This is a genomic window from Helicobacter pylori, assembly GCF_001653475.1.
Taxonomy (GTDB): Bacteria; Campylobacterota; Campylobacteria; order Campylobacterales; family Helicobacteraceae; genus Helicobacter; species Helicobacter pylori_CM.
This window is the reverse complement of record NZ_CP011487.1, coordinates 829,136-851,442: the sequence shown is the minus strand read 5'-3', so window position 1 is coordinate 851,442 and position 22,307 is coordinate 829,136. Positions and strand designations below refer to the sequence as shown.

Annotated in this window: 21 protein-coding genes, 2 tRNA genes and 1 pseudogene; 15 read left to right on the top strand and 9 right to left on the bottom strand. The window is 38.4% G+C overall.

Translation table 11 applies throughout. The features are described from left to right. Positions 1-17 precede the first annotated feature (17 nt). Genes AA974_RS04100 through AA974_RS04090 form a run of 3 tightly spaced genes read right to left on the bottom strand, consistent with a single transcriptional unit; the run spans position 18 to position 4,299 of the window. On the bottom strand, positions 18-1,835 hold the full coding sequence (locus AA974_RS04100; RefSeq protein WP_064433541.1) for a flagellar hook protein FlgE: 1,818 nt from the start codon (positions 1,833-1,835) through the stop codon (positions 18-20). After that, positions 1,832-2,716, bottom strand: coding sequence for a flagellar hook assembly protein FlgD (gene flgD / locus AA974_RS04095; protein WP_064433540.1), 885 nt, complete (start codon positions 2,714-2,716; stop codon positions 1,832-1,834). The genes AA974_RS04100 and flgD overlap by 4 nt, the downstream gene beginning before the upstream one ends. A 50-nt stretch (positions 2,717-2,766) precedes the next feature. Beyond that, positions 2,767-4,299 (bottom strand): flagellar hook-length control protein FliK, encoded by a 1,533-nt coding sequence (locus AA974_RS04090; RefSeq protein WP_064433539.1) that lies wholly within the window; start codon positions 4,297-4,299, stop codon positions 2,767-2,769. Between the two features lie 362 nt (positions 4,300-4,661). On the opposite strand from AA974_RS04090, the gene pta reads away from it, so the two are divergent. From pta to hypD, 6 genes are all read left to right on the top strand, one after another. Further along, on the top strand, positions 4,662-6,218 hold the full coding sequence (pta, locus tag AA974_RS04085) for a phosphate acetyltransferase (RefSeq protein WP_064433538.1): 1,557 nt from the start codon (positions 4,662-4,664) through the stop codon (positions 6,216-6,218). A 17-nt stretch (positions 6,219-6,235) separates the two neighbouring features. Then, positions 6,236-7,441 carry an acetate kinase gene (locus tag AA974_RS04080; protein ID WP_064433537.1) on the top strand — a complete coding sequence of 402 codons (1,206 nt, stop codon included), beginning with the start codon at positions 6,236-6,238 and terminating at the stop codon, positions 7,439-7,441. A 10-nt stretch (positions 7,442-7,451) separates the two neighbouring features. Further along, a complete protein-coding gene (locus tag AA974_RS04075; RefSeq protein ID WP_064433536.1) occupies positions 7,452-7,751 on the top strand; it encodes a cupin domain-containing protein in 300 nt (99 codons plus the stop codon). A 250-nt stretch (positions 7,752-8,001) separates the two neighbouring features. Continuing rightward, complete coding sequence (hypB, locus tag AA974_RS04065; RefSeq protein ID WP_064433535.1) at positions 8,002-8,730, top strand: hydrogenase nickel incorporation protein HypB; 729 nt, start codon at positions 8,002-8,004, stop codon at positions 8,728-8,730. Then, entirely contained in the window at positions 8,730-8,966 is a 237-nt protein-coding gene (locus AA974_RS04060; protein ID WP_000335461.1) for a HypC/HybG/HupF family hydrogenase formation chaperone, read from the top strand. Before hypB ends, AA974_RS04060 begins: the two co-directional genes overlap by 1 nt. Positions 8,967-8,968: 2 nt before the next feature. After that, complete coding sequence (gene hypD / locus AA974_RS04055) at positions 8,969-10,081, top strand: hydrogenase formation protein HypD (RefSeq protein ID WP_064433534.1); 1,113 nt, start codon at positions 8,969-8,971, stop codon at positions 10,079-10,081. On the opposite strand, the gene AA974_RS04050 is transcribed toward hypD, so the two are convergent. Next, positions 10,032-10,646, bottom strand: a complete 615-nt coding sequence (locus tag AA974_RS04050) for a hypothetical protein (RefSeq protein ID WP_154815441.1) — start codon at positions 10,644-10,646, stop codon at positions 10,032-10,034. The two genes, hypD and AA974_RS04050, sit on opposite strands and share 50 nt — an antisense overlap. Between AA974_RS04050 and AA974_RS04045 the strand changes: the two genes are divergently transcribed. From AA974_RS04045 to AA974_RS08045, 3 genes and pseudogenes are all read left to right on the top strand, one after another. Next, positions 10,621-10,695, top strand: a tRNA-Gln gene (locus tag AA974_RS04045). The genes AA974_RS04050 and AA974_RS04045 overlap by 26 nt on opposite strands. 23 nt (positions 10,696-10,718) lie before the next feature. Continuing rightward, positions 10,719-10,795 (top strand) — tRNA-Met (locus AA974_RS04040). 229 nt (positions 10,796-11,024) lie between these two features. Further along, positions 11,025-11,225: pseudogene (locus AA974_RS08045) on the top strand (ATPase); the annotation flags it as partial. A gap of 382 nt (positions 11,226-11,607) precedes the next feature. On the opposite strand, the gene AA974_RS04030 reads toward AA974_RS08045, so the two are convergent. The 3 genes from AA974_RS04030 to AA974_RS04020 form a co-directional block, all read right to left on the bottom strand. Next, positions 11,608-12,744, bottom strand: coding sequence for a potassium channel family protein (locus AA974_RS04030; protein WP_064433531.1), 1,137 nt, complete (start codon positions 12,742-12,744; stop codon positions 11,608-11,610). A 153-nt stretch (positions 12,745-12,897) separates the two neighbouring features. Continuing rightward, positions 12,898-13,086: a 50S ribosomal protein L28 gene (gene rpmB, locus AA974_RS04025; RefSeq protein WP_001118998.1), complete on the bottom strand. Its 189-nt coding sequence runs from the start codon at positions 13,084-13,086 to the stop codon at positions 12,898-12,900. Positions 13,087-13,185: 99 nt separating this feature from the next. Further along, complete coding sequence (locus AA974_RS04020) at positions 13,186-14,028, bottom strand: HpaA family protein (RefSeq protein WP_064433530.1); 843 nt, start codon at positions 14,026-14,028, stop codon at positions 13,186-13,188. A 130-nt stretch (positions 14,029-14,158) separates the two neighbouring features. Here AA974_RS04020 and mraY point away from each other — a divergent pair, with 130 nt between their 5' ends. Both mraY and murD read left to right on the top strand, forming a co-directional pair. Next, positions 14,159-15,220: a phospho-N-acetylmuramoyl-pentapeptide-transferase gene (mraY, locus tag AA974_RS04015; protein ID WP_064433529.1), complete on the top strand. Its 1,062-nt coding sequence runs from the start codon at positions 14,159-14,161 to the stop codon at positions 15,218-15,220. Next, the gene (murD, locus tag AA974_RS04010; RefSeq protein ID WP_064433528.1) at positions 15,221-16,489 is read left to right on the top strand and encodes a UDP-N-acetylmuramoyl-L-alanine--D-glutamate ligase; all 1,269 of its coding nucleotides are present in this window, start codon (positions 15,221-15,223) and stop codon (positions 16,487-16,489) included. On the opposite strand, the gene AA974_RS04005 is transcribed toward murD, so the two are convergent. Then, the gene (locus AA974_RS04005) at positions 16,486-16,746 is read right to left on the bottom strand and encodes an HP0495 family protein (RefSeq protein WP_064433527.1); all 261 of its coding nucleotides are present in this window, start codon (positions 16,744-16,746) and stop codon (positions 16,486-16,488) included. The two genes, murD and AA974_RS04005, sit on opposite strands and share 4 nt — an antisense overlap. Beyond that, positions 16,736-17,137: an acyl-CoA thioesterase YbgC gene (gene ybgC, locus AA974_RS04000; protein WP_001203798.1), complete on the bottom strand. Its 402-nt coding sequence runs from the start codon at positions 17,135-17,137 to the stop codon at positions 16,736-16,738. Before ybgC ends, AA974_RS04005 begins: the two co-directional genes overlap by 11 nt. Before the next feature lie 231 nt (positions 17,138-17,368). Here ybgC and AA974_RS03995 point away from each other — a divergent pair, with 231 nt between their 5' ends. From AA974_RS03995 to dnaN, 4 genes are read left to right on the top strand one after another with little or no spacing between them, the layout of a single operon-like run. After that, the gene (locus AA974_RS03995) at positions 17,369-18,697 is read left to right on the top strand and encodes a sodium-dependent transporter (RefSeq protein ID WP_064433526.1); all 1,329 of its coding nucleotides are present in this window, start codon (positions 17,369-17,371) and stop codon (positions 18,695-18,697) included. Between the two features lie 10 nt (positions 18,698-18,707). Beyond that, complete coding sequence (locus AA974_RS03990; RefSeq protein WP_064433525.1) at positions 18,708-20,036, top strand: sodium-dependent transporter; 1,329 nt, start codon at positions 18,708-18,710, stop codon at positions 20,034-20,036. A gap of 14 nt (positions 20,037-20,050) precedes the next feature. Beyond that, a complete protein-coding gene (locus tag AA974_RS03985; RefSeq protein WP_064433524.1) occupies positions 20,051-21,118 on the top strand; it encodes a phospholipase A in 1,068 nt (355 codons plus the stop codon). A 56-nt stretch (positions 21,119-21,174) separates the two neighbouring features. After that, the gene (dnaN, locus tag AA974_RS03980) at positions 21,175-22,299 is read left to right on the top strand and encodes a DNA polymerase III subunit beta (RefSeq protein WP_064433523.1); all 1,125 of its coding nucleotides are present in this window, start codon (positions 21,175-21,177) and stop codon (positions 22,297-22,299) included. Positions 22,300-22,307 lie beyond the last annotated feature (8 nt).

Sequence of the window (22,307 nt, the reverse complement as noted above, 5' to 3'; positions counted from 1 at the left end):
CTCCTTATTTTAGCCCCTTATTTTTTCAAGCTAATGGCTTCTTTAATCATGTCATCGCCTGCGCCAAAGGCTCTAGCGTTCATAGAATAGCCTCTTTGCATTAAAATGAGATTGGTTAGGGCGTTCCCGGCATTCACATTGCTTGTTTCTAAATATTTATGCCTGATTTTCCCAAACTTGAGTTTGCCCTCTTCGTCCCACCCTAAAATAGGGTTACCGCTTAGGGGTCTGTTTTCGCCATTAATGGTGCCTTCTTGCATTTCATAGAGGTTACCGCCGATTTTTCTTAAACCTTGATCGTTAGTGAAAGCTAAAATACCGATGCGAGCGACCGGCTCTACCACCCCGTTACTAAAGGCTAGAGAAATCACACCATTTTCTTCAATGCGCATGTCTCTAAAAATGCCCCTAGGCTTTCCGTCTTGGCTCGCTTCTAAGAGTTTAGAGTCTTGGTAAGACAAATCGCTAGAATCATGGTTTTCGCTTTTATCTAAAGAATAGGTGAGCTTATTACCTTTAAAATCCAAAGTCATGGGGGCGGATTTCATCTTGTGCGTGGCTGAATCAAAGCCGACAATTTCCCAAGTAGGATCATTGATAGGGGTTTTGTTTTTGGGATCCACGATGTAGCTTTTCACTTCCCAAGTTTGGTTTTTCCTTTTACTCGTGGGGCTTGATGTGGGATCATTGGAATTGGTCATGTAGTATTCGCTTTGGAGCAAGTATTTATCCCCGGCTTTATCATAAATATCCACTTCTGTGCTGTAATAAGGGATTTTAATCGCTACTGAATCCCTGCTAATGCCCTTTTTCAATTCCATTCCATTCGCATTCAAGCCCAATTTATCCGCAATGCCCCCACTCAAGCTAAATGCGATAGGCGTTTCGCTAGGGTTAGCGATCTCTAATAAAAGGGGCGGGCTTTTGGCGTCTTTTTCGCTTTTGATGAGGTTTAAGTCTAGCCCGGTTTTTTCTTTAAAGAGTTTTTGCAAATCGCCTAAAGTTTTGAATTGGTTTTCGCCTTTTTCAACATCCCCATAAGTGAAAACAAAATCCTCTTTTTTGCCATTTTCTTTTTGGATACTGATGTTTAATTTACGATTAGTGATCGCATCTATTGGCTCGTTATCGTCATTCGCTAAAGCGTTAATATCCTGGTTTAAAAAACGCTCCTTAATGATTTCGCCCTTATCGTTTAAGAAAAAATCTTGCACGCCTTTTAAATGGTCTTTAGGGTTTAAATTCACGCTAATACCCACTTTCGTGCTAAGCACGGGCTGGTAAGTCAAATCTTGGGGGATTTGTAAGGGCGAAAGGGTGTTGCCATGCAATTTTTCAATGTCTTCATCTCTAGCGGTGGAATTGAGCGTGCCGTCTTTGATTTTTTTCAAATCAATGCCATAGACATAATAGCCTTCAGGGGTTACTAAATAGCCATCAGCGTCCCTAGCGAAATTACCGGCGCGCGTGAGAAAATTATCCTGTTTTTTGCTAAAGCCGTCTTTATTAATGGTCATTTCCCCGTTTTTATTTGGCCCTATCACAAACCAGCCCTTGCCTTGATACGCCATGTGGAATTCCCCCTCGCTTGGCATGTATTCCCCGTCTTTATTAGAAAGGACATTGCCTGAGCCTGTAACGCCGTAATTTCGGTCATTAGCCACAACGGATTTGGCGTTTAGAGCGTCTAAATGCGAAGAAAATAGGGTCTTAAACTCCGGATCATTGGAGCGATAGCCCAAAGTATTGACGTTAGCGATATTATTTGAAAGGCTGTCAATGCCAAACTGGTGGGTCTTAATCCCGCTATAAGCGTTTAATAAGGTGTCGTTCATGCTGTCTCTTTAGGGGGGGTTTGGGGTTTTTGTTCAGAAAGTTTTTGGGGCTTTTGATCAAGGGGTTTTTGATCCGGTTGATAAAACTCTATCGCGCTGTCTATGGGTAAAATCATTTCGCCCATTCTTAGCATGGGCTTGCCTTTATCAAAAATCACGCTTTCCACTTCGCCCCTACCAATGCGCGTTTGCAAATACTGCTTGCTTTGAGAGTCTAAATTGTATTCAGCCTTGATTTTATAATTGCCTTTAGGGACTTTTTCGCCTTTTTCGTTCAAGCCGTCCCATTCAAAATTGATATACCCCTTTTGCCCGTTATAATCTTTTAAAGAAATCGTTTTGACTAATTCATTGTTTTCATTCAGGATTTGAATCGCTGGCACTCCTTTAGAAGCGTCAATTTTTTCATCAAAAAAGAGCGAAAAAGAAAGCTTATTGTTGCCATCAAAATTCGCCCCGCTCACATCGGTTTCAGCGATTTTGCCTATCATGCTCACAGAATTAAGCGCGCTCACTTCCCTTAAAGCGTTATTAGCTTTTAGGCTATCGTCCATGCCTTTATTAAGGTTTTCCATGGTGTCTTTTAAAGCACCTTGAAAGTCTTTTAAAGACTCGTTAGTTTCTTTATTGGATTTCATCGCACTGGCGACTTCTTGCATGGTTTTTTTGTTTTCTTCTTGCATTTCCACTTGCGTGAGTTGTGCGGTTTGGGTGATGATTTTATCCGTTTCCATAGGAGCGGTGGGGTCTTGATTTTTCAATTGCTCTAAAAAGAGTTTCATGAAAGCGTTTTTATCCAACCCGTTAGCGATTGTGGGTTGCTCTTTTTTCTTTTCTTGTGCGGCTTTAGCTCCTGTAACTTCTGCTAAATCAATGGCCATGATCTCTTCCTTATTAAAGATGTCTTATTATAGAGCAAACTTGCTTAAAATCACGCATAAAGAGTGATTTGCATGCTCGTTTCTTTGTTTTCATTATCCGTATTCTCTTGGTAGCTTTTTAGGGCGTTTTCTTTTAAGGGGGTTAATTCCTGCTCTTTGAATGGCTCTCTTAATTGCTCTTTGGGTTGCTCTTTAGAAGAATCTTGCGAAAAGCTCAAATCCACCCCTTCAAAGCCTAAAGCGTTCAGGCTGTTTTTGAGATCTTGTTGGTTGTCTAAAAAGGTTTGCAAGTTGTTGTTATGAGAAATCACGCTCACTTTAAGGTTTTTACCCACTTTTTGAATGGTCACTTCAACCTTTCCTAATTCTTTAGGGAATAAATCCATAGAGATCTTACTCATGGGGGGTTTGTATTCTTGGATTTCTTGCTTTAATTGTTGGGTGAAATGCTTGATCGTCTCTTTAGGGGCGGTGCCTTTATTATCGCTGTTTGGGGTGTTTTGCACGCTTTGAGCGCTGTTATTGGATTCTTTAATTTTTTCTTTATTATCGCTTGCTTCTTTAGTTTTTTCTTCTTTTTCTAGGGGCGTTGGATCGTTATTGCTAGGGGGGTTAGCCCCTATTAAAGGCATTAAAGGAGGCATTTTAAGAGGGATTTTAGGGGCGCTTTCTGGCATCGCACTTGGGGCTGTAGTCTGGGTTTTAGTAGGGGTTTTTTCTGACTTTTTTTTAGAAAGCGTTTTATCCCTTTTAATAGCGTTCATTAATAAAGCTTCCTTTAAAGGGGGCGTTTTTTTTTCATTATTTGGGGGGGTTGCGTGTTCTTTATTTGGCGATTCTTTTTTTTCTAAAGATTGCAAAACGCTAGAAAGGTTGGCGGTGTTTTTAGAGTCGTTCTTTGCAAGGGCGTGGTTAATGGGCGTTTGCGTTGTTTTTAAAGCAAGCGGATCGCTCGCACTTAAGGGGGTTTCTTTTTTTTCTAACGGAGTGGTTGCTTGAATGTTGCTAGCGTTTAAGTCATGTTTTTGGCTGAGCGTATGGATGTCTTTAAGGGTTTTTGGCTCTTTAGCGTTATGAGTTGGGGCTGTGGGGTTTTTGATAGCGTTGTTAGTGGGGTTAGTGGGGGTTATAGGGTTTTTATGGGTTAAATTCGCTTGATGAGCGTTAGAAATAACTTCATTAGGCTTTTTTTCATTCTTGTTTAAAGTTTCGTTAGGGGTTTTTTGGTTAGTTTCATGGATCTTGTGGGTCTCATGTTGAGCTTCATGCGAAGCGGTTGTTTTTGGGTGGTTGAGCAAATCTTTTAGAGTAGGGGCTTGTTGGTCTTTAGCGAAATCTTGAGCGTGTTGGTGGTGTGGGGTAGGGGTTTTTTCAAGCGCTTTAGCGTCTTTAGGCGTGTTTTTTAAAGCGTTAGGATGTGGCGATTCTTTAGGGGCGTTTTTGTCTTTAGAGATCTTTTGGTTTAAGATCTTACTGAAATCCTTTGATGCGCTTTTAGGGGCGTTTTTGTCTTTAACTTCGTTTTTCGCTCCGCTATTCAAAGCGCTTGCGTTGGTGTGAATGGGATTAACAAAAGATGGCATGATTATCCTTTAAAACGACTCTTTTATTTTACATGATGGGAGTTAAGCAAAAAGAGTTCCTTAACTCTGTTTTCATTAAATATTCTAAAATCTGATTTTTAATCTTTAAAAAATGGGTTTTTTAACCTTAATTCTTTATAGTAAAACTCATTCCCTTAAGGGAATAGGGGGTATTTTGCGATAATACCCCCTTAACCCCCAAGAGCGCTTTTTTAATAAGCTATCACTTGACTAGAGTCAAGCTATTTTATAATTGTGTTGTAAAATGCTAAAAGCATTTTTTATAAAATTATGGTTTCGTTTAGGTTTAATTAAATTTTGCTACAATTAAAATAAAAAACGATAGTTTTAGGGAGATTGGCATGCAAAGTTTATGGATTTACCCAGAGGATACAGAAGTTTTGGGGGTCGCTTGTAAGAGCCTTTTAAAAGCACTAAAGCCACGCTATCAAAAAATCGCATTGTTTTCGCCCATTGATGGGGGGTGTGAGGGCTTTTTGGAGTGCTGGGGCTTGAACCCTTTAGAGTTTCATAGTGCCATAGACAAACAAAAGGCTTTAGAGCTTGCGAGCGTTGCTCAAGAAGAGTTACTATTTGAAACGATTCTAAAAAAATACGATGAATTACAAACCACGCATGATTTTGTCATTGGTTTAGGGTATGCACCGAATTTTTTCTTAAACGCTCTTTTAGATTTAAACACCATTTTAGCCAAGCATTTAAACGCTCCTATTGTGGCTGTTGCGCAAACGAGTTTAGAGCGTTTGAAAGCCATGCATTTCCACGCTATCAAAAAAGAAGCCCCTTTCGCTGTAGGGTTATTCGCAGGTGAAATGCTTGAAAAACCAAATTTTTTAAGCGCGTCTCTTTGCAAGCAACAATGCGAATTAGAAGCGGATCTGATGGAAAGCGTGCTACAAATAAAAAGCAAGATTACTACCCCTTTAGCCTTTCAAATGAGTTTGGAAAAAAAGGCTAAAAAACAGGTTAAAAAAGTGGTTTTACCAGAGAGCGAAGATGAAAGGATTTTAAAAGCCGCGCATCGCTTAAACGCTATGGGTGCGGTGGGATTGATTTTATTAGGCGATAAAGAGGTTATTAATTCCCAAGCGAAACATTTGAACTTGAATTTAGAAAATACAGAAATCATTGATCCTAGCACTTCTCATTATAGAGAAGAGTTCGCTAATCATTTGTATGAATTGCGAAAATCAAAGGGCTTGAGTGAACAAGAAGCTAAACAATTAGTGTTGGATAAGACTTATTTTGCGACCATGCTCGTGCATTCAGGTTATGCGCATGCGATGGTTTCTGGGGTGAATCACACCACAGCTGAGACGATTAGGCCCGCTTTACAAATCATTAAAACCAAGCCCGGCGTGAGCTTGGTTTCAAGCGTGTTTTTAATGTGTTTAGACACTCAAGTGTTAGTTTTTGGGGATTGCGCGATTATCCCTAACCCTAGCCCTAAAGAATTGGCTGAGATCGCTACCACTTCCGCGCAAAGCGCTAAGCGATTCAATATCGTGCCTAAAGTGGCCTTACTCTCTTATGCGACAGGCGATAGTGCGCAAGGCGGAATGATAGACAAAATCAACGAAGCTAGAGAAATCGCTCAGCGTTTAGATCCAACATTAGAAATTGATGGCCCTTTACAATTTGACGCTTCCATTGATAAAAGCGTAGCGAAGAAAAAAATGCCTAATAGCCAAGTGGCCGGTCAAGCTAGCGTTTTTATTTTCCCGGATTTAAACGCTGGGAATATCGCTTATAAAGCGGTGCAACGGAGCGCTAAAGCCGTGGCGATAGGGCCCATTTTACAAGGTTTGAACAAGCCCATTAACGATTTGAGTAGGGGTGCTTCAGTGGAAGATATTATCAACACCGTTTTGATTAGTGCTATTCAAGCGCAAGATTAATTGACTAGGAGAAATTGATGGAAATTTTAGTTTTGAATCTGGGTAGTTCCTCTATTAAGTTTAAATTGTTTGACATGCAAGAAAATAAGCCCTTAGCGAGCGGTTTAGCCGAAAAAATCGGCGAAGAAATAGGGCAGTTGAAAATCAAATCGCATTTGCACCATAACGATCAAGAGCTTAAAGAAAAGCTTGTGATTAAAGATCATGCGAGCGGGCTTTTAATGATTCGTGAGAATTTAACGAAAATGAGGATCATCAAAGATTTTGATCAAATTGACGCTATAGGGCATCGTGTGGTTCAAGGGGGGGATAAATTCCATGCCCCGGTCTTAGTCAATGAAAAAGTCATGCAAGAAATTGGCAAGCTTTCTATTTTAGCCCCCTTACACAACCCGGCGAATTTAGCCGGTATTGAGTTTGTTAAAAATGCGCACCCCCATATCCCTCAAATCGCTGTTTTTGACACCGCATTCCATGCCACTATGCCTAATTACGCTTACATGTATGCTTTACCTTATGAATTGTATGAAAAGTATCAAATCCGCCGTTATGGCTTTCATGGGACTTCACACCATTATGTGGCTAAAGAAGCGGCGAAGTTTTTGAATATCCCTTATGAGAAATTTAACGCTATCAGTTTGCATTTAGGGAACGGCTCCAGCGCAGCAGCCATTCAAAATGGTAAAAGCGTGGATACTTCTATGGGGCTAACCCCACTAGAAGGCTTGATTATGGGCACAAGGTGTGGGGATATTGATCCTACTGTGGTGGAATATATTGCACAATGCGCAAACAAGAGCTTAGAAGAAGTGATGAAAATTTTAAACCATGAAAGCGGCTTGAAAGGCATTTGTGGGGATAATGACGCCAGAAACATAGAAGCCAGAAAAGAAAAAGGCGATAAGCAAGCAAAGCTCGCTTTTGAAATGTGTGCTTATCGCATTAAAAAGTATATTGGGGCTTACATGGTAGTCTTAAAAAAAGTGGATGCAGTTATCTTTACAGGGGGATTAGGGGAAAACTACTCGGCTTTAAGAGAGAGCGTGTGTGAAGGCTTAGAAAATTTGGGGATCGCTTTACACAAACCCACGAACGACAATCCGGGCAACGCTCTAGTGAATTTAAGCCAGCCTGACACCAAAGTCCAGGTTTTACGAATCCCTACTGATGAAGAGCTAGAAATCGCTTTACAAGCGAAAGAAATAGTAGAAAAATTAAAATAAAGGTTGTTTGATGAAAGTGGTTAATTTTTTAGAGGGCGTTCATTTTGAAAAACTCCACATTGAAGCACTGAATGAAAATTCTTCCAATAAGGAAATCCGCATTTGCATGCCTAAGGGAGCGATCTTGGACAAACACAAGGCTCCAGGAGCTATCAGCGTGCAGGTTTTAGAGGGCAAAATCATTTTTGAAGCAGAAAATGAAAAAATAGAAATGCCAAAAGGGGCGTTAATCAGCCTAGAAGCCCAAGTTTTGCATCGTTTGGACGCTTTAGAAAATAGCGTTATAAGGCTATCTTTAAGTAAAAAATAAGGAAAATAAAATGATGAAAGTTGTTTTCACGAATACTTGGTATTTGCTTTTAACCATAATTTTATTAATCATCATATGGGAGGATCATTAGGTTAGTGCTAAAGAATAAAGACGACAGCAACGAAAGGGGTTAAAATAGGCGGGTTTTCTGATCTAAAAAAATTAGCCAAGAAGATAAAAGAAGTTGTTAAATCATAGTCGTTTAATTAAGCACGCTACAATACGAAAATTTTAAAAGAAAGGAACAAGCATGAGCGAACAACGAAAAGAATCTTTACAAAATAACCCTAATTTGAGTAAAAAAGATGTCAAAATCGTGGAAAAGATTTTGAGCAAGAACGACATTAAAGCCGCTGAAATGAAAGAACGCTATCTACAAGAAGGGTTGTATGTGCTGAATTTCATGAGTTCTCCAGGCAGCGGTAAAACCACGATGCTAGAAAATCTAGCGGATTTTAAAGACTTTAAGTTTTGCGTGGTAGAGGGCGATTTGCAAACCAATAGAGATGCGGACAGATTGCGTAAAAAAGGCGTGAATGCACACCAAATCACCACCGGCGAAGCGTGCCATTTGGAAGCGAGCATGATTGAAGGGGCGTTTGATTTACTCAAAGATGAGGGAGCGTTAGAAAAAAGCGATTTTTTAATCATTGAAAATGTAGGGAATCTGGTTTGCCCTTCAAGCTATAATTTAGGAGCGGCGATGAATATCGTATTACTCTCAGTCCCAGAGGGCGATGATAAGGTGCTAAAATACCCTACGATGTTCATGTGTGCGGACGCTGTGATTATCAGTAAAGCGGATATGATTGAGGTGTTTAATTTCAGGGTTTCTCAAGTCAAAGAAGACATGCAAAAATTAAAGCCTGAAGCGCCTATTTTTTTAATGAGCTCCAAAGATCCTAAAAGCTTGGAAGATTTTAAAGATTTTCTTTTAGAAAAAAAGCGTGAAAATTACCAATCCACGCATTCGTTTTAATGTGTTTAGCGATCCCCTCTAAAGTCATAGCCATTAACGATAATGTGGCGCTCTTAGAGACTTTAGGCGTTCAAAGAGAGGCGAGCTTGGATTTAATGGGCGAATCCGTTAAAGTGGGCGATTATGTGTTGTTGCACATCGGCTATGTGATGAGTAAGATTGATGAAAAAGAAGCCCTAGAATCCATTGAGCTTTATCAAGAAATGATCGCCAAAATGAACGAAACGCATGAGTGATAATGAGCGTTAATCATCTCATCGCTCCTTTTAGAGACAAGCGAACCATTTTAGTGCTCTCTAATGAAATCAAAAAACTCGCTTTTAAACTTGAAAAAAAATTAGTCATCATGGAAGTGTGCGGAGGGCATACGCATTCTATCATGAAATACGGGCTTTTAGATTTGATGCCTAGTAGTTTAGAGTTTGTGCATGGACCAGGGTGTCCGGTATGCGTGATGCCAAGAGCGCGCCTTGATGAAGCTTACGAACTCGCTGCGATCAAAGACAGCATTATTTTAAGTTTAGGGGATATGATGAAAGTCCCAGGGAGCTATGGGAGTTTGATACAAGCGAGAGAAAAGGGTCTAGATGCACGCTTTTTGTATTCGCCCATGCAAGCTTTAGAAATCGCTAAAGAAAACCCGCATAAAAAAGTCATTTATATTGCGATCGGTTTTGAGACCACAACACCCATGAGCGCTAGCGTTTTATTGAATGCAAAAAAAGAAAAACTCCACAATCTTTTTTTCCACATTAACCACATTTTAGTGCCTCCAAGCGTGAGCGCGATTTTAAAAGATCCAGCATGCCAGATTAACGCTCTTTTAGCCCCTAGCCATGTGAGCGTGATAAGCGGCGCTAAAATCTACGCTCCTTTAGTGGATCGCTTCAAACTCCCTGTTATTGTGAGCGGTTTTGAGCCGGTGGATATATTAGAAAGCGTGCTGATGCTCATCAAACAAGCCCTAAAAAAAGAAGCCAAGTTAGAAATCCAGTATAAAAGAGCGGTCAGTTATGAGGGGAATGTGAAAGCGCAAGAGTTAGTGCATGCATGCATGGAAGTGAGGGAAAATTTTGAATGGAGAGGTTTGGGGAATATCAAACATTCCGCTCTAAAACTCAAAGAAACATTCGCCTCTTATGACGCTGAAAAAGTCTTTAAAGAACACTTAAGCCACAAAACCTCTAAAGAAAACAAGGCATGCAAGTGTGGGGAAATTTTAAAAGGCATTGCTAAGCCTTTAGACTGCTCCTTATTCGCTAAAACTTGCACCCCACAAAACCCAATCGGCAGTTGCATGGTCAGCTCTGAGGGGGCTTGCGCAGCGTATTATCGTTACAAGCGCGTTTGAGCTTTAAAAATTGCTTTTTAGTGAAATCGCTCAAACCATCGCAATTGACATTCACGCTTTTAGGGGTTTTTTCTTTTTTCACAACCGGTTTTTGATAAGCTCTTTTTTTCACGCTCGCTTGGATAGTCTTAAAATCAAAAGGGCAATTCAAAGCTTTTAGGATTTTTTGCGTTTCTAAAAAACGGGCTTTTAGGTTGTTGGTGTAATGGTCTTCTTCTATCTTAAAGGCTTTCAAATAGCTAGGGTGCGTGAAATAGATTTTTAGGATTTTGTGTTCTATTTTAGCGTATCTAAACCCTTTCTTCAAATCCCCTAAAGCTTGAGAAATACAGCGCTTAATCACTTCTCTTTGCTTGAGTTGGAGTTTTAAATTTTTAAACGCAGACACCTGAGCGATTTTTTTAAAAAGTAAAAATGTTTCTTTCTTTTTGAGATAGCGTTGATAAATGAGGGGGTCAAATCCGTTTTCCATGATGAAATTATAGCATTTTAGCTTGACTTTTTTAAAAAGCTTTTGTATAATGCTTCTTTTATTTTGTTGGGGTGTCGCCAAGCGGTAAGGCACCAGGTTTTGGTCCTGGCATTCCGAGGTTCGAATCCTTGCACCCCAGCCATTTTCCCTTTTAGCGTATTTTGGCGCGGAGTAGAGCAGTCCGGTAGCTCGTTGGGCTCATAACCCAAAGGTCAGTGGTTCAAATCCATTCTCCGCAACCATTCTCTTCTTAAGAAAAAAGTTTAACCATAATCCTAACACCACCACAAACGAAACAAAACGCATCAAAAGTAAAAAAATGACAAAATTTTTCCAAAATGACAAAAAAAAAAAACGAATTTTCTGCTATAATGCCCCAAATGCATTCCAATGCAAATGCATTCAATGTATGAAATCCCTAATATTAAATCCCATTCAATCTAAAAAAAAGCCTTGAAACGATAGGGCAATAAAAATAAAGCTAAAAGTGAAATCAATACTGCTAAACAAAACGCATTTAACGAGCTTTTAGACACGCTCAAGCCAAAATTTAGCGGCTTATTTGCGAGTGCTTATTATATTAGGAATGTTATCTATATCCAAGGCGGATGGGAGCAAAAAGCCAAAGACTTAAGCGATTATGTTTTAGAGAAAAGCAAGAAAGGAGAGTAAAATTTTAGATTGGGAGATTGATGAAGATTTATTTTGCGCAAAATTTAGGGCAACGCTTCAAAAACGCAAAGAGAATGATCATGATAAGCAAATCACAGAACAAGTTAAAACATGGTTTAAAAAAGTTTAAAAATCCTTTCAACAAAGAGGGGATTAAAAGGGTTGTAACATTAACTCTCATTGAGCGTATGGGTGTGAGAAAAATAAGCCTCAAATCCGTTTAAATCTTGGATCGGTTCTCATCAAACATGAATGGCTAAAACTTTTTGACTAACGCCAAGCTCTTTGCTATTGATTGTAAAAAATGTTTTTAGTATTTTAGATTTTATTATCCATATTTGATGAGAGCCAAGCCTTTTTTATTTAAAAAGGGCTGTATAAGTCACAAGGAAATGTAATCCACTTCTTTGGGTTTTTGATGGTTAGCAATGAGTTGCTTGCATGTCGCAACACCTTCTGAAGTGCCAACCATTAATAGCTTGGATTCACTTGCAATGATCGTTTCTCCATCGGGCATGGGGATGTATTTGCCATCTTTTTGAGTGATACCAATCACAAACGCTTTAGTGATCTCTCTGAAATGGGCTTCTTTTAATTTCCTTAACACAAGCCAGCTGGTTTTAGGGACAATCACCTCCTCTAAGTCTAAAAGCGTGTCTTTTTTATTGATAAAGCGTTCTAAGATATTTTCCATATCCGGACGCACCGCCATCGCACTCACTCTTTGTGCCATAAGCTTTGTAGGGGAAACCACCATATCAGCCCCTAATTTTTTTAATTTTTCTAAGCCTTCATCGCTATGCGCGCTCGCAATGATGTAGTAAGGTTTGCGCTTTAATTCCTTTTCAAACAAGCGCACGCTCACCATTAACGCCACATTCACCGGTAAAATCTTAGACAAAGCCACAACACCCCTAGCGCTGCTCAGGTGGGTTTTTAGCATGGCTAAATTGGTGTGCGGATCGCCTATGATATAGTAGGGGTATTTGTGCTTAATGGCTTCTTCTTCAAAACTAGGGTCATTATCTACGACCACAAAAGGGATTTGAGCGGAGCGGAACTGCTTACTCAATTCAATAGTGTATTCATTGTGGTAACAAATCACATAATGATCCTTAAGGCGCGCGATTTTATAAATCATACCTTTCTCCTTAATTAATCTGGTAAGCGTGCCTTTATTGACCACGCTAATTAAAATAGCCACGCTAAAGGCAATAATTCCTGCCCCACAAAACATTAAAATGGAAGTTAAAAAAATGCTTATAGGCCCGAACTGGCTTTCATTTAAAGCACCAAACCCTGTAGCTGTCATGGTGTAAGTCGTTTGAAAGAAAGCTTGCATAAGGCTATAATTTTCTAGGGCTAAATATCCTAGAGTGCCTAAAAGCACAAGCAATTGGATTAAAATAAGCGGGAGTCTAAAAACCTTAAATTGCTCATAGATTTCAGAATTTAAATTGACTTCTGGCTGAATTTCATCGTCTTTTTTGGTTTTAAAAAATTTCAACTTTTCAAACAAAACTAATTCCTAGATCCCAATCAATTCAAAGCATTTGAAAGCGTTTCATTTTTAAACTCCCTTAAAATATCAAACCCAATCGCACTAGATTGATACTTAATAAGAAGTTTAGTTTTAAGGGTTTTTTAAAGATGTTATAAAAACCCTAAACGGCTAAGCCCCTTTACGCATGGTTCTTAAAGTGGAAGCAGCCACCTTAATGCGTTTAGTCGTGCCGTCGTCTAATTGGATCTTAATCGATCGCAAGTTAGGGAGTAAGCGACGCTTATTTTTGTTGTTCGCATGACTGACATGATTGCCTATCATAGGCCCTTTGAAAGTTAAAGCGCATCTTTTTGCCATTGTGTATCCTTAATTATTGAAATAAATTTGACATTATACTTGAAATAGCCTTTAAAAAGACTGATTTTAAGGCTGATTTTTAAATGGTTCGTTTAAGAACTACTTTTTTTGAGGCATAGAACTTTTAAAGCCTTTCATTCTGTCAATAGCGTCTCTGTATTTGGCGATGTTTTCTTCTGTAAGTTCTGTTACAGCCTTTTTCATGACAACGGCATACATTCTGTTTAAGATCTTATGTATCGCGTCTTCTTTATTCTTTTCTAAACCTTCATGAATAATGCTGTTTGAAGAATCAAGCCCTCCAGAATTACTATGTTTGTAAGTATAGGTCATTGCTTGAAAAGTTCCTACCTCCACAGCAAAATCATGGACTACACGATTGCTTTCTGGCTCATAAAAATTAAACCATACAGAGCCTGAGCTTTGATCCACTAGCGTGTCTAAATTAGGATTATTGGGATCTTTTAAATTCATTTTCAAATCTTCTAAGATTCCTACCCACCCTTTCAAATCCAAAACGGAAAAAATCTTTCTCTTATCTTGTGCGCTTAAAGCTTTTTCATCTTGAAAACGCAACACTTGATAGCCTCTTTTTTCAAAAATAGTTTGGATTTGATTGGCTAAAGCGTCTTGAAACTTATCAATATAGGGTTTTAGATTATCGCTCACTTGAATGTGTGGCGTTAAAATACCTACAACATGATGGTTTTGTGGGGCTTGAACAATATGCACTGGATAATTAAAATCTATCGGCGTAACATATTCAGAGCTTGTTTTCATTCTTTCATGAGTTTGAACTGGTTGTTGGTTTTTGGCGTCATTTGGTGTTTTTGTCTCAGCGCTTGGATTCATCGCACAACCAATTAAGACGCTTGAAAGCCCTAAAGCGACTAACATTTTAGAATAAACTCTAACTTTTTTAAAAGTAAGCGAACGCTCCATAAAAGACTCCTAAAAAATTAAAATGAACTCCCATCATACCCTATTTATGCTATTTTTAAGTAAATCAATTTGCGCTACAATTTCCTTTTTTTCTGATTTCAAGCATGGCGATTTTACCACAAGGGATTTTATGCTCTATTCTTTACTATATGGCTATTTTAATATCAATCTTTTCCAGTATTTGACCTTTAGAGCAGGGTTAGGGTTTTTCATAGCCTTTTTCCTCACGCTTTTTTTAATGCCTAAATTCATTCTATGGGCCAAGGCTAAAAAGGCTAACCAGCCCATTTCTAGCTTCGTGCCAAGCCACCAGAATAAAAAGGATACCCCTACGATGGGGGGGATTGTTTTTGTTTTTGCAACCATTGTTGCGAGCGTGTTGTGCGCGTCTTTGAGTAATCTTTATGTGTTGTTAGGGATAATCGTGTTAGTGGGCTTTAATTTTGTGGGTTTTAGAGACGATTACACTAAAATCAACCAACAAAGCAACGCCGGGATGAGCGCGAAAATGAAATTTAGCATGCTTTTTGTCCTTTCGCTTGTGGTGTCTGTTTTGTTGAGCCTTAAGGGGTTAGACACTTTTTTATACGCGCCTTTTTTGAAAAACCCCTTGTTTGAAATGCCCGCGATTTTAGCGGTTGGTTTTTGGGTGTTGGTTTTTTTATCCACGAGTAATGCACTGAATTTAACCGATGGGTTAGACGGATTAGCGAGCGTGCCTAGCATTTTCACCCTCTTAAGCCTTTCTATCTTTGTGTATGTGGCAGGGAATGCGGAATTTTCTAAATACTTGCTCTATCCTAAAGTCATAGATGTGGGGGAATTGTTTGTTGTCTCGTTAGCGTTAGTGGGATCGCTCTTTGGCTTTTTGTGGTATAATTGCAACCCGGCAAGCGTGTTTATGGGCGATAGCGGGAGTTTGGCTTTAGGGGGGTTTATCGCTTATAACGCTATTGTTTCGCATAATGAAATCTTATTGGTTTTAATGGGATCTATTTTTGTGGTAGAAACTCTGTCCGTGATCTTGCAAGTAGGGAGTTATAAAACCCGTAAAAAACGCCTTTTTTTAATGGCACCTATCCATCATCATTTTGAGCAAAAGGGTTGGGCAGAAAATAAGGTGATCGTGCGTTTTTGGATCATTTCTATGCTGAGTAATTTAGTCGCTCTTTTAAGCTTGAAGGTGCGTTAAATGAAAATCTCTTTATTTGGGCATGGCAAAACCACTCTAGCCTTAGGGCGTTTTTTTAAAAAAAACCATAACGAAGTCAAATTTTTTGATGATAAATTCACTTCATTTTTTAAAGATAGCGAGGGTTTTCTTTGCTATCCCAGCAAGGATTTTAACCCTAATGATTCCCAACTAGAGATAGTCAGCCCTGGCATTAGTTTCACGCACCCTTTAGTCATAAAAGCCAAGCATTTAGTGAGCGAATACGATTATATTGATAGCTTGTTTGATTTGGTTTTCACGCCTACCATAATAAGTATTAGCGGCACTAATGGTAAAACCACCACGACAGAAATGCTCACTACGCTTTTAGAAGATTTTAAGGCTGTGAGTGGGGGGAATATCGGCACGCCCTTGATTGAATTGTTTGAAAAACAATCGCTTTTGTGGGTGTTAGAAACAAGCTCCTTTTCTTTGCATTACACGAATAAGGCTTACCCTTTAATCTACTTGCTCATCAATGTAGAAGCCGATCATGTGACTTGGCATTGCAATTTTGAAAATTATTTGAACGCTAAACTCAAGGTTCTAACACTGATGCCTAAAACTTCGCTCGCTATCCTCCCTTTAAAATTCAAAGAACACCCTATGATTCAAAATTCGCAAGCACAAAAAATCTTTTTTGACAAAAGCGAAGAGATTTTAGAGTGTTTAGAAATCCCTTCTAACGCCCTTTGTTTTAAGGGAGCGTTTTTATTAGACGCTGCCTTAGCCCTTTTAGTTTATGAACAATTTTTAAAAATAAAGAATTTAAAATGGCAAGATTATAGAGAAAACGCCCTTAAAAGGCTGAACGCTTTTAAAATCGGCTCGCATAAAATGGAAGAATTTAGGGATAAACAAGGGCGTTTGTGGGTAGATGACAGCAAAGCCACGAACATTGATGCCACCTTACAAGCCCTAAAAACCTTTAAAAACCAAAAAATCCATTTGATTTTAGGGGGCGATATTAAAGGGGTCAATTTAACCCCCCTTTTTGAAGAATTTAAAAACCATGAAGTAAGCCTTTATGCGATAGGATCAAGCGCTTTTATCATCCAAGCCTTAGCGTCAGAATTTAATGTTTCTTGTCAAGTTTGTTTGGAGTTAGAAAAAGCGGTTCAAGAAATTAAAAGCGTTTTATCGCCAAATGAAATGGCTTTGCTTTCACCCAGTGCGGCTAGTTTGGATCAATTTTCTTCGTATAAAGAAAGGGGTGAAAAATTTAAAGCGTTTGTTTTAAGGGATTAAAGCACATGTGCCACAATATCTAATTGTGAAATTTTTTGAAAAATCTCATTCCGTTCTGCTTCGTTTGAAACTTCCATAGAAACATTAAAACTATAAAATTTAGCGTTTTTAGAAGCGTTTTTAAATTCCAATTTAAAGGGGCGTTGGTAGGTTTCTAAAAGCTCTTTTAACGCACTTGTATCGTTGGTGATCATAATAACCCTATAATCCCAAAGGCAAGGGTAAATAATAGTGGGTTTTTCTAAATCAGACGGCATTGAGCAACTCCTTAAACAATTTAGGAATGGCAATAGGGCTGTATGTAGAGCGATTGACAAAGCCAAACTTGATTTCTGAAGCAAAAACTTTAAAAGGCTTCATGGGTTCTAAGGAAGCGTTTTGGATACAATAAATTTCTTGGAAAAGCACCACAAAAACCTTTCTTAATTCTTTAATTTGCGTTCTTATTTCTAAGACCTGCCCAAGGCTTGCTGGGGTGAAAAAATCCGCTTTGATAGAGCGGATAACAAACACGCCTTCTTCATTTTCTGGCAAGACATTTTGTTTAAAAAAAAACTCGCTCCTAGCCCTTTCGCAATATTTTAAATAATTCGCATGATAGACCACGCCTTCAGAGTCGGTATCTTCGTAATATACCCTACAGCGCATTAATTCCCCTTACTTAAATAATGAAATTTTCCTAAAATTATACAATATGTAACTTAACTATAGTATAATCTAGGGGCGTTGCTCTATATTTTTCAGGTATTTTTAAAGTGGGTTTTTTCTTAAATCTTAAGATCTTTAAAGATTTTAAAAAACTAATGCAGCAATAGTTGGACGATTGAGGGCATAGCTCTTTAATTTTAATCATTTACAAGGAGTTTAATAGTTTAAGATATGGGTAATCATTTTTCTAAATTAGGATTTGTTTTAGCCGCATTAGGAAGCGCGATAGGTTTAGGGCATATTTGGCGTTTCCCCTATATGACCGGGGTGAGTGGTGGGGGTGCTTTTGTTTTATTGTTTTTATTTTTATCTTTAAGCGTTGGTGCGGCGATGTTTATCGCTGAAATGCTATTAGGACAAAGCACGCAAAAAAATGTAATAGAAGCTTTTAAAGAGCTTGACACTAACCCTAAAAAACGCTGGAAATACGCAGGGCTTTTGCTTATTTCTGGGCCTTTAATACTGACTTTTTACGGCACGATTTTAGGCTGGGTGCTTTATTATTTAGTGAGCATTAGTTTTAATTTGCCTAACAGTATCCAAGAATCTGAACAAATCTTTAATGATACCTTACAATCCATTAGGTTACAATCCATAGGGCTTTTTAGCGTTTTATTGATAACCGGATGGATTGTTTCTAGGGGGATTAAAGAAGGCATTGAAAAACTCAATTTGGTTTTAATGCCCTTACTCTTTGCTACTTTTTTTGGTTTGCTTTTCTATGCGATGGGCATGGATTCTTTTTCTAAAGCTTTTCATTTCATGTTTGATTTCAAACCAAAAGATTTGACTTCTCAAGTGTTCACTTATTCCTTGGGGCAGGTTTTCTTTTCTTTAAGCATAGGTTTAGGGATCAATATCACTTATGCTGCGGTTACTGATAAAACGCAGAATTTGCTTAAAAGCACTATTTGGGTGGTTTTGTCAGGGATTTTGATTTCTCTTGTGGCAGGGCTTATGATTTTCACTTTTGTATTTGAATATGGGGCGAATGTCTCACAAGGTACAGGGTTAATCTTCACTTCTTTACCGGTGGTTTTTGGCCAAATGGGAGCGATAGGCACTCTTGTTTCAGTTCTTTTCTTGCTCGCGCTCGCTTTTGCTGGCATCACTTCTACGGTGGCTTTATTAGAGCCAAGCGTGATGTATCTTACCGAAAGGTATCAATACTCTCGTTTTAAGGTTACTTGGGGTCTTGTAGTGCTAATTTTTATCGTAGGCGTGGTGTTGATTTTTTCGCTTCATAACGATTATAAAGACTCACTCACTTTCTTTGAAAAAAGTCTTTTTGATTGGTTAGATTTTGCCTCAAGCACCATTATCATGCCTTTAGGCGGGATGGCAACCTTTATTTTTATGGGCTGGGTTTTGAAAAAAGAAAAATTGCGTCTTTTGAGCACACACTTTTTAGGCCCTAAATTGTTTGCAACTTGGTATTTCTTGCTTAAATATATCACCCCTTTAATTGTGTTTTCCATTTGGTTGAGCAAGATTTATTAAAATATGTAGCATGGGAAAATTTTCTAAATTAGGCTTTATTTTAGCCACTTTGGGTAGCTCTATCGGTTTAGGGCATATCTGGCGCTTTCCTTATATGGTAGGCCATAATGGGGGGAGTGCGTTTGTGCTTTTATATCTAGTGCTAACCTTGAGTTTAGGCGTTGCTATGCTTTTAGTAGAAATGCTGATTGGGAATTTGGGTAAAAAAGATGTTATCTCTAATTATCAAATACTAGATCCTAAAAGGAAAAGATATTACCCTTTCACTTCTTTTTTTATTTTAGGCGGTCCTCTCATTTTATCCTTTTATGCGGTGGTGTTAGGCTGGGTGCTTTACTATCTTTTTGTGGTAACTTTTGATTTGCCTAAAGATTTAGAGCAAGCTAAAATGCAATTTAGCATGCTCCAAAATGGCAGTTTAATCTGGCCTGTTATTGGCTTTAGTGCATGCTTATTGCCGACAATATGGTTTGTTTCTAGGGGGATTGAAGAGGGGATTGAAAAATTAAATGTAGTACTTATGCCGTTATTGTTTGTGATTTTCATAGGGCTTTTAATCTATGCGATGACTTTAGAAAGCATGCCTAAAGCTTTGCGCTTTTTATTTGATTTTGAGATTCAAAAGATTGATTTTAAGGTTGTTATGGACGCTTTAGGGCAGATGTTCTTTTCTTTGAGTTTGGGGGTAGGCACAATTATTACTTATTCAGCTTTCACGCCCAAAAAAGAAAATCTATTCAAAAGCTCTTTATTTATTGTCTTGCCTGGTATTTTAATCTCTTTGATTGCTGGGGTGATGATTTTTACCTTTGTGTTTGAATACCATGCAGATGTGTCTCAAGGGCCAGGGCTTGTTTTTATTTCCTTACCTTTGACTTTCGCTAAAATGGGAATAAGCGGGCAGATCGTCTCGCTTTTTTTCTTCATGGCGCTTATTTTTGCTGGGATCACTTCTACGGTTTCTTTGGTAGAGCCTTTAGCGCTTTATTTAATCAATCGTTTTAATTTTTCGCGTCTTAAGGCGTCGCTATGGATAGGGATTGTCGTGTATGTTTTAGGCGTTTTAGTCATTCTTTCTATGAATGAACGATACGCTAAGTTTTTGAGTTTTGCTCATAAGAGCGTGTTTGGATGGCTGGATTTCATCACTTCTTCATTTTTAATGCCTTTGGGAGGCTTGTTTTCAGTTTTGTTTGTAGGATGGATTTTAAATAAAAAGCACTCTCTTTTAGCCACGAAGCATTTCTTTAATGCAAACGCTTTTAAAGCGTGGCATTTCAGCGTTCGTTTTATCGCACCTGTAGTGATTTTAGCGATTTTCATCTTGCAATTTAAGTGAAATAAGGATGCTTGATGAAAAGCATTTTGCTCTTTATGATTTTTGCAGTTTGTCAGTTAGAAGGCAAAAAATTTTCACAAGATAATTTTAAGGTGGATTATAACTACTATTTGCGCAAACAGGATTTGCACATCATTAAAACGCAAAACGATTTGTCCAATTCCTGGTATCTCCCTCCACAAAAAGCCCCCAAAGAACATTCTTGGGTGGATTTTGCTAAAAAATATTTAAACATGATGGATTATCTAGGCACTTATTTTATGCCTTTTTATCATAGTTTCACCCCCATTTACCAATGGTACCACCCCAATATCAACCCGTATCAACGCAATGAGTTTAAGTTCCAAATTAGTTTTAGAGTGCCTGTATTTAGGCATATTCTTTGGACTAAAGGCACGCTTTATCTGGCTTATACCCAAACTAACTGGTTTCAAATTTACAATAACCCCCAATCCGCTCCCATGCGAATGATGAATTTCATGCCTGAACTCATTTATGTTTATCCTATTAATTTTAAACCTTTTGGGGGTAAAATAGGGAATTTTTCTGAAATTTGGATAGGTTGGCAACACATTTCTAATGGCGTGGGGGGTGCTGAATGCTATCAGCCTTTTAATAAAGAAGGTAATCCTGAAAACCAGTTTCCAGGAGAGCCTGTAATCGTTAAAGATTATAACGGGCAAAAAGATGTGCGTTGGGGGGGGTGTCGTTCTGTGAGCGCGGGGCAACGCCCTGTGTTTCGTTTGGTGTGGGAAAAGGGAGGCTTGAAAATCATGGTCGCTTATTGGCCCTATGTCCCTTATGATCAATCCAACCCTAATTTGATTGATTATATGGGGTATGGTAACGCTAAAATTGATTACAGGAGAGGACGCCATCATTTTGAATTGCAACTTTATGATATTTTCACGCAATACTGGCGTTATGATCGCTGGCATGGAGCTTTCCGCTTAGGCTACACCTACCGCATTAACCCTTTTGTGGGGATTTATGCACAGTGGTTTAACGGCTATGGCGATGGCTTGTATGAATACGATGTTTTTTCCAATCGTATAGGGGTAGGAATACGCTTAAACCCTTAAAAAAGCGTTCTTTTATGTTATAATTAAGACCAAAAATTCAAGGGGATTATTCAGCTATGAAAATTAGTGTTAGTAAAAACGATTTAGAAAATACTTTGCGCTACTTGCAAGCTTTTTTGGATAAAAAGGACGCTTCTTCTATCGCTTCACACATCCATTTAGAAGTCATTAAAGAAAAGCTTTTTTTAAAAGCCAGCGATTCAGATATTGGGTTAAAAAGCTATATTTCTACGCAATCTACCGATAAAGAGGGCGTTGGCACGATCAATGGGAAAAAGTTTTTGGATATTATCTCATGTTTAAAAGACTCTAATATTATTTTAGAGACTAAAGATGACAGCTTGGTGATCAAACAAAATAAAAGCTCTTTCAAACTCCCCATGTTTGACGCTGATGAATTTCCTGAATTTCCTGTTATTGAGCCAAAAGTGAGTTTAGAAGTCAATACCCCCTTTTTAACAGACGCGTTTAAAAAGATTGCTCCTGTGATTGAGCAAACCAGCCATAAAAGGGAATTAGCCGGTATTTTAATGCAATTCAATCAAAAACATCAAACCCTTTCAGTGGTAGGCACGGATACCAAACGGCTCTCTTACACTCGGTTAGAAAAAGTCTCTATCCATTCCAGTGAAGAAGACATCTCTTGTATTTTACCTAAAAGGGCTTTATTAGAAATCCTTAAGCTTTTTTATGAAAATTTCAGTTTTAAAAGCGATGGCATGTTAGCGGTGGTTGAAAACGAAACGCACACTTTTTTCACCAAGCTCATTGATGGGAATTACCCTGATTATCAAAAAATCCTCCCTAAAGAATACCTTTCTTCTTTCACTTTAGACAAGGAAGAATTTAAAGAGAGCATTAAATTGTGCAGTTCTTTAAGCTCCACTATTAAACTCACTTTAGAAAAAAACAACGCTTTGTTTGAATCTTTGGATTCTGAGCATAGCGAAACGGCTAAAACCTCTGTTGAGATTGAAAAAGGTTTGGATATTGAAAAAGCCTTTCATTTGGGCGTGAACGCTAAATTTTTCCTTGAAGCTTTAAACGCTTTAGGGACAACGCAATTTGTTTTAAAATGCAATGAGCCTTCTTCGCCTTTTTTGATCCAAGAGTCTCTTGACGAAAAGCAAAGCCACTTGAACGCTAAAATTTCCACTTTGATGATGCCAATCACACTATAAAGGCTGAT

Bases quoted from the DNA above. Each gene is read 5' to 3' on its own strand.
- mraY (WP_064433529.1), top strand. From the start codon at position 14,159: ATGCTCTATTCTTTACTATATGGCTATTTTAATATCAATCTTTTCCAG.
- ybgC (WP_001203798.1), bottom strand. From the start codon at position 17,137: ATGCGCTGTAGGGTATATTACGAAGATACCGACTCTGAAGGCGTGGTC.
- AA974_RS04090 (WP_064433539.1), bottom strand. From the start codon at position 4,299: ATGCCATCTTTTGTTAATCCCATTCACACCAACGCAAGCGCTTTGAAT.
- hypD (WP_064433534.1), top strand. From the start codon at position 8,969: ATGAGCGTTAATCATCTCATCGCTCCTTTTAGAGACAAGCGAACCATT.
- AA974_RS04005 (WP_064433527.1), bottom strand. From the start codon at position 16,746: ATGCCGTCTGATTTAGAAAAACCCACTATTATTTACCCTTGCCTTTGG.
- AA974_RS04060 (WP_000335461.1), top strand. From the start codon at position 8,730: ATGTGTTTAGCGATCCCCTCTAAAGTCATAGCCATTAACGATAATGTG.
- hypB (WP_064433535.1), top strand. From the start codon at position 8,002: ATGAGCGAACAACGAAAAGAATCTTTACAAAATAACCCTAATTTGAGT.
- AA974_RS04080 (WP_064433537.1), top strand. From the start codon at position 6,236: ATGGAAATTTTAGTTTTGAATCTGGGTAGTTCCTCTATTAAGTTTAAA.
- AA974_RS03985 (WP_064433524.1), top strand. From the start codon at position 20,051: ATGAAAAGCATTTTGCTCTTTATGATTTTTGCAGTTTGTCAGTTAGAA.
- AA974_RS03990 (WP_064433525.1), top strand. From the start codon at position 18,708: ATGGGAAAATTTTCTAAATTAGGCTTTATTTTAGCCACTTTGGGTAGC.
- AA974_RS04100 (WP_064433541.1), bottom strand. From the start codon at position 1,835: ATGAACGACACCTTATTAAACGCTTATAGCGGGATTAAGACCCACCAG.
- AA974_RS03995 (WP_064433526.1), top strand. From the start codon at position 17,369: ATGGGTAATCATTTTTCTAAATTAGGATTTGTTTTAGCCGCATTAGGA.
- flgD (WP_064433540.1), bottom strand. From the start codon at position 2,716: ATGGCCATTGATTTAGCAGAAGTTACAGGAGCTAAAGCCGCACAAGAA.
- dnaN (WP_064433523.1), top strand. From the start codon at position 21,175: ATGAAAATTAGTGTTAGTAAAAACGATTTAGAAAATACTTTGCGCTAC.
- AA974_RS04020 (WP_064433530.1), bottom strand. From the start codon at position 14,028: ATGGAGCGTTCGCTTACTTTTAAAAAAGTTAGAGTTTATTCTAAAATG.
- AA974_RS04075 (WP_064433536.1), top strand. From the start codon at position 7,452: ATGAAAGTGGTTAATTTTTTAGAGGGCGTTCATTTTGAAAAACTCCAC.
- rpmB (WP_001118998.1), bottom strand. From the start codon at position 13,086: ATGGCAAAAAGATGCGCTTTAACTTTCAAAGGGCCTATGATAGGCAAT.
- murD (WP_064433528.1), top strand. From the start codon at position 15,221: ATGAAAATCTCTTTATTTGGGCATGGCAAAACCACTCTAGCCTTAGGG.
- pta (WP_064433538.1), top strand. From the start codon at position 4,662: ATGCAAAGTTTATGGATTTACCCAGAGGATACAGAAGTTTTGGGGGTC.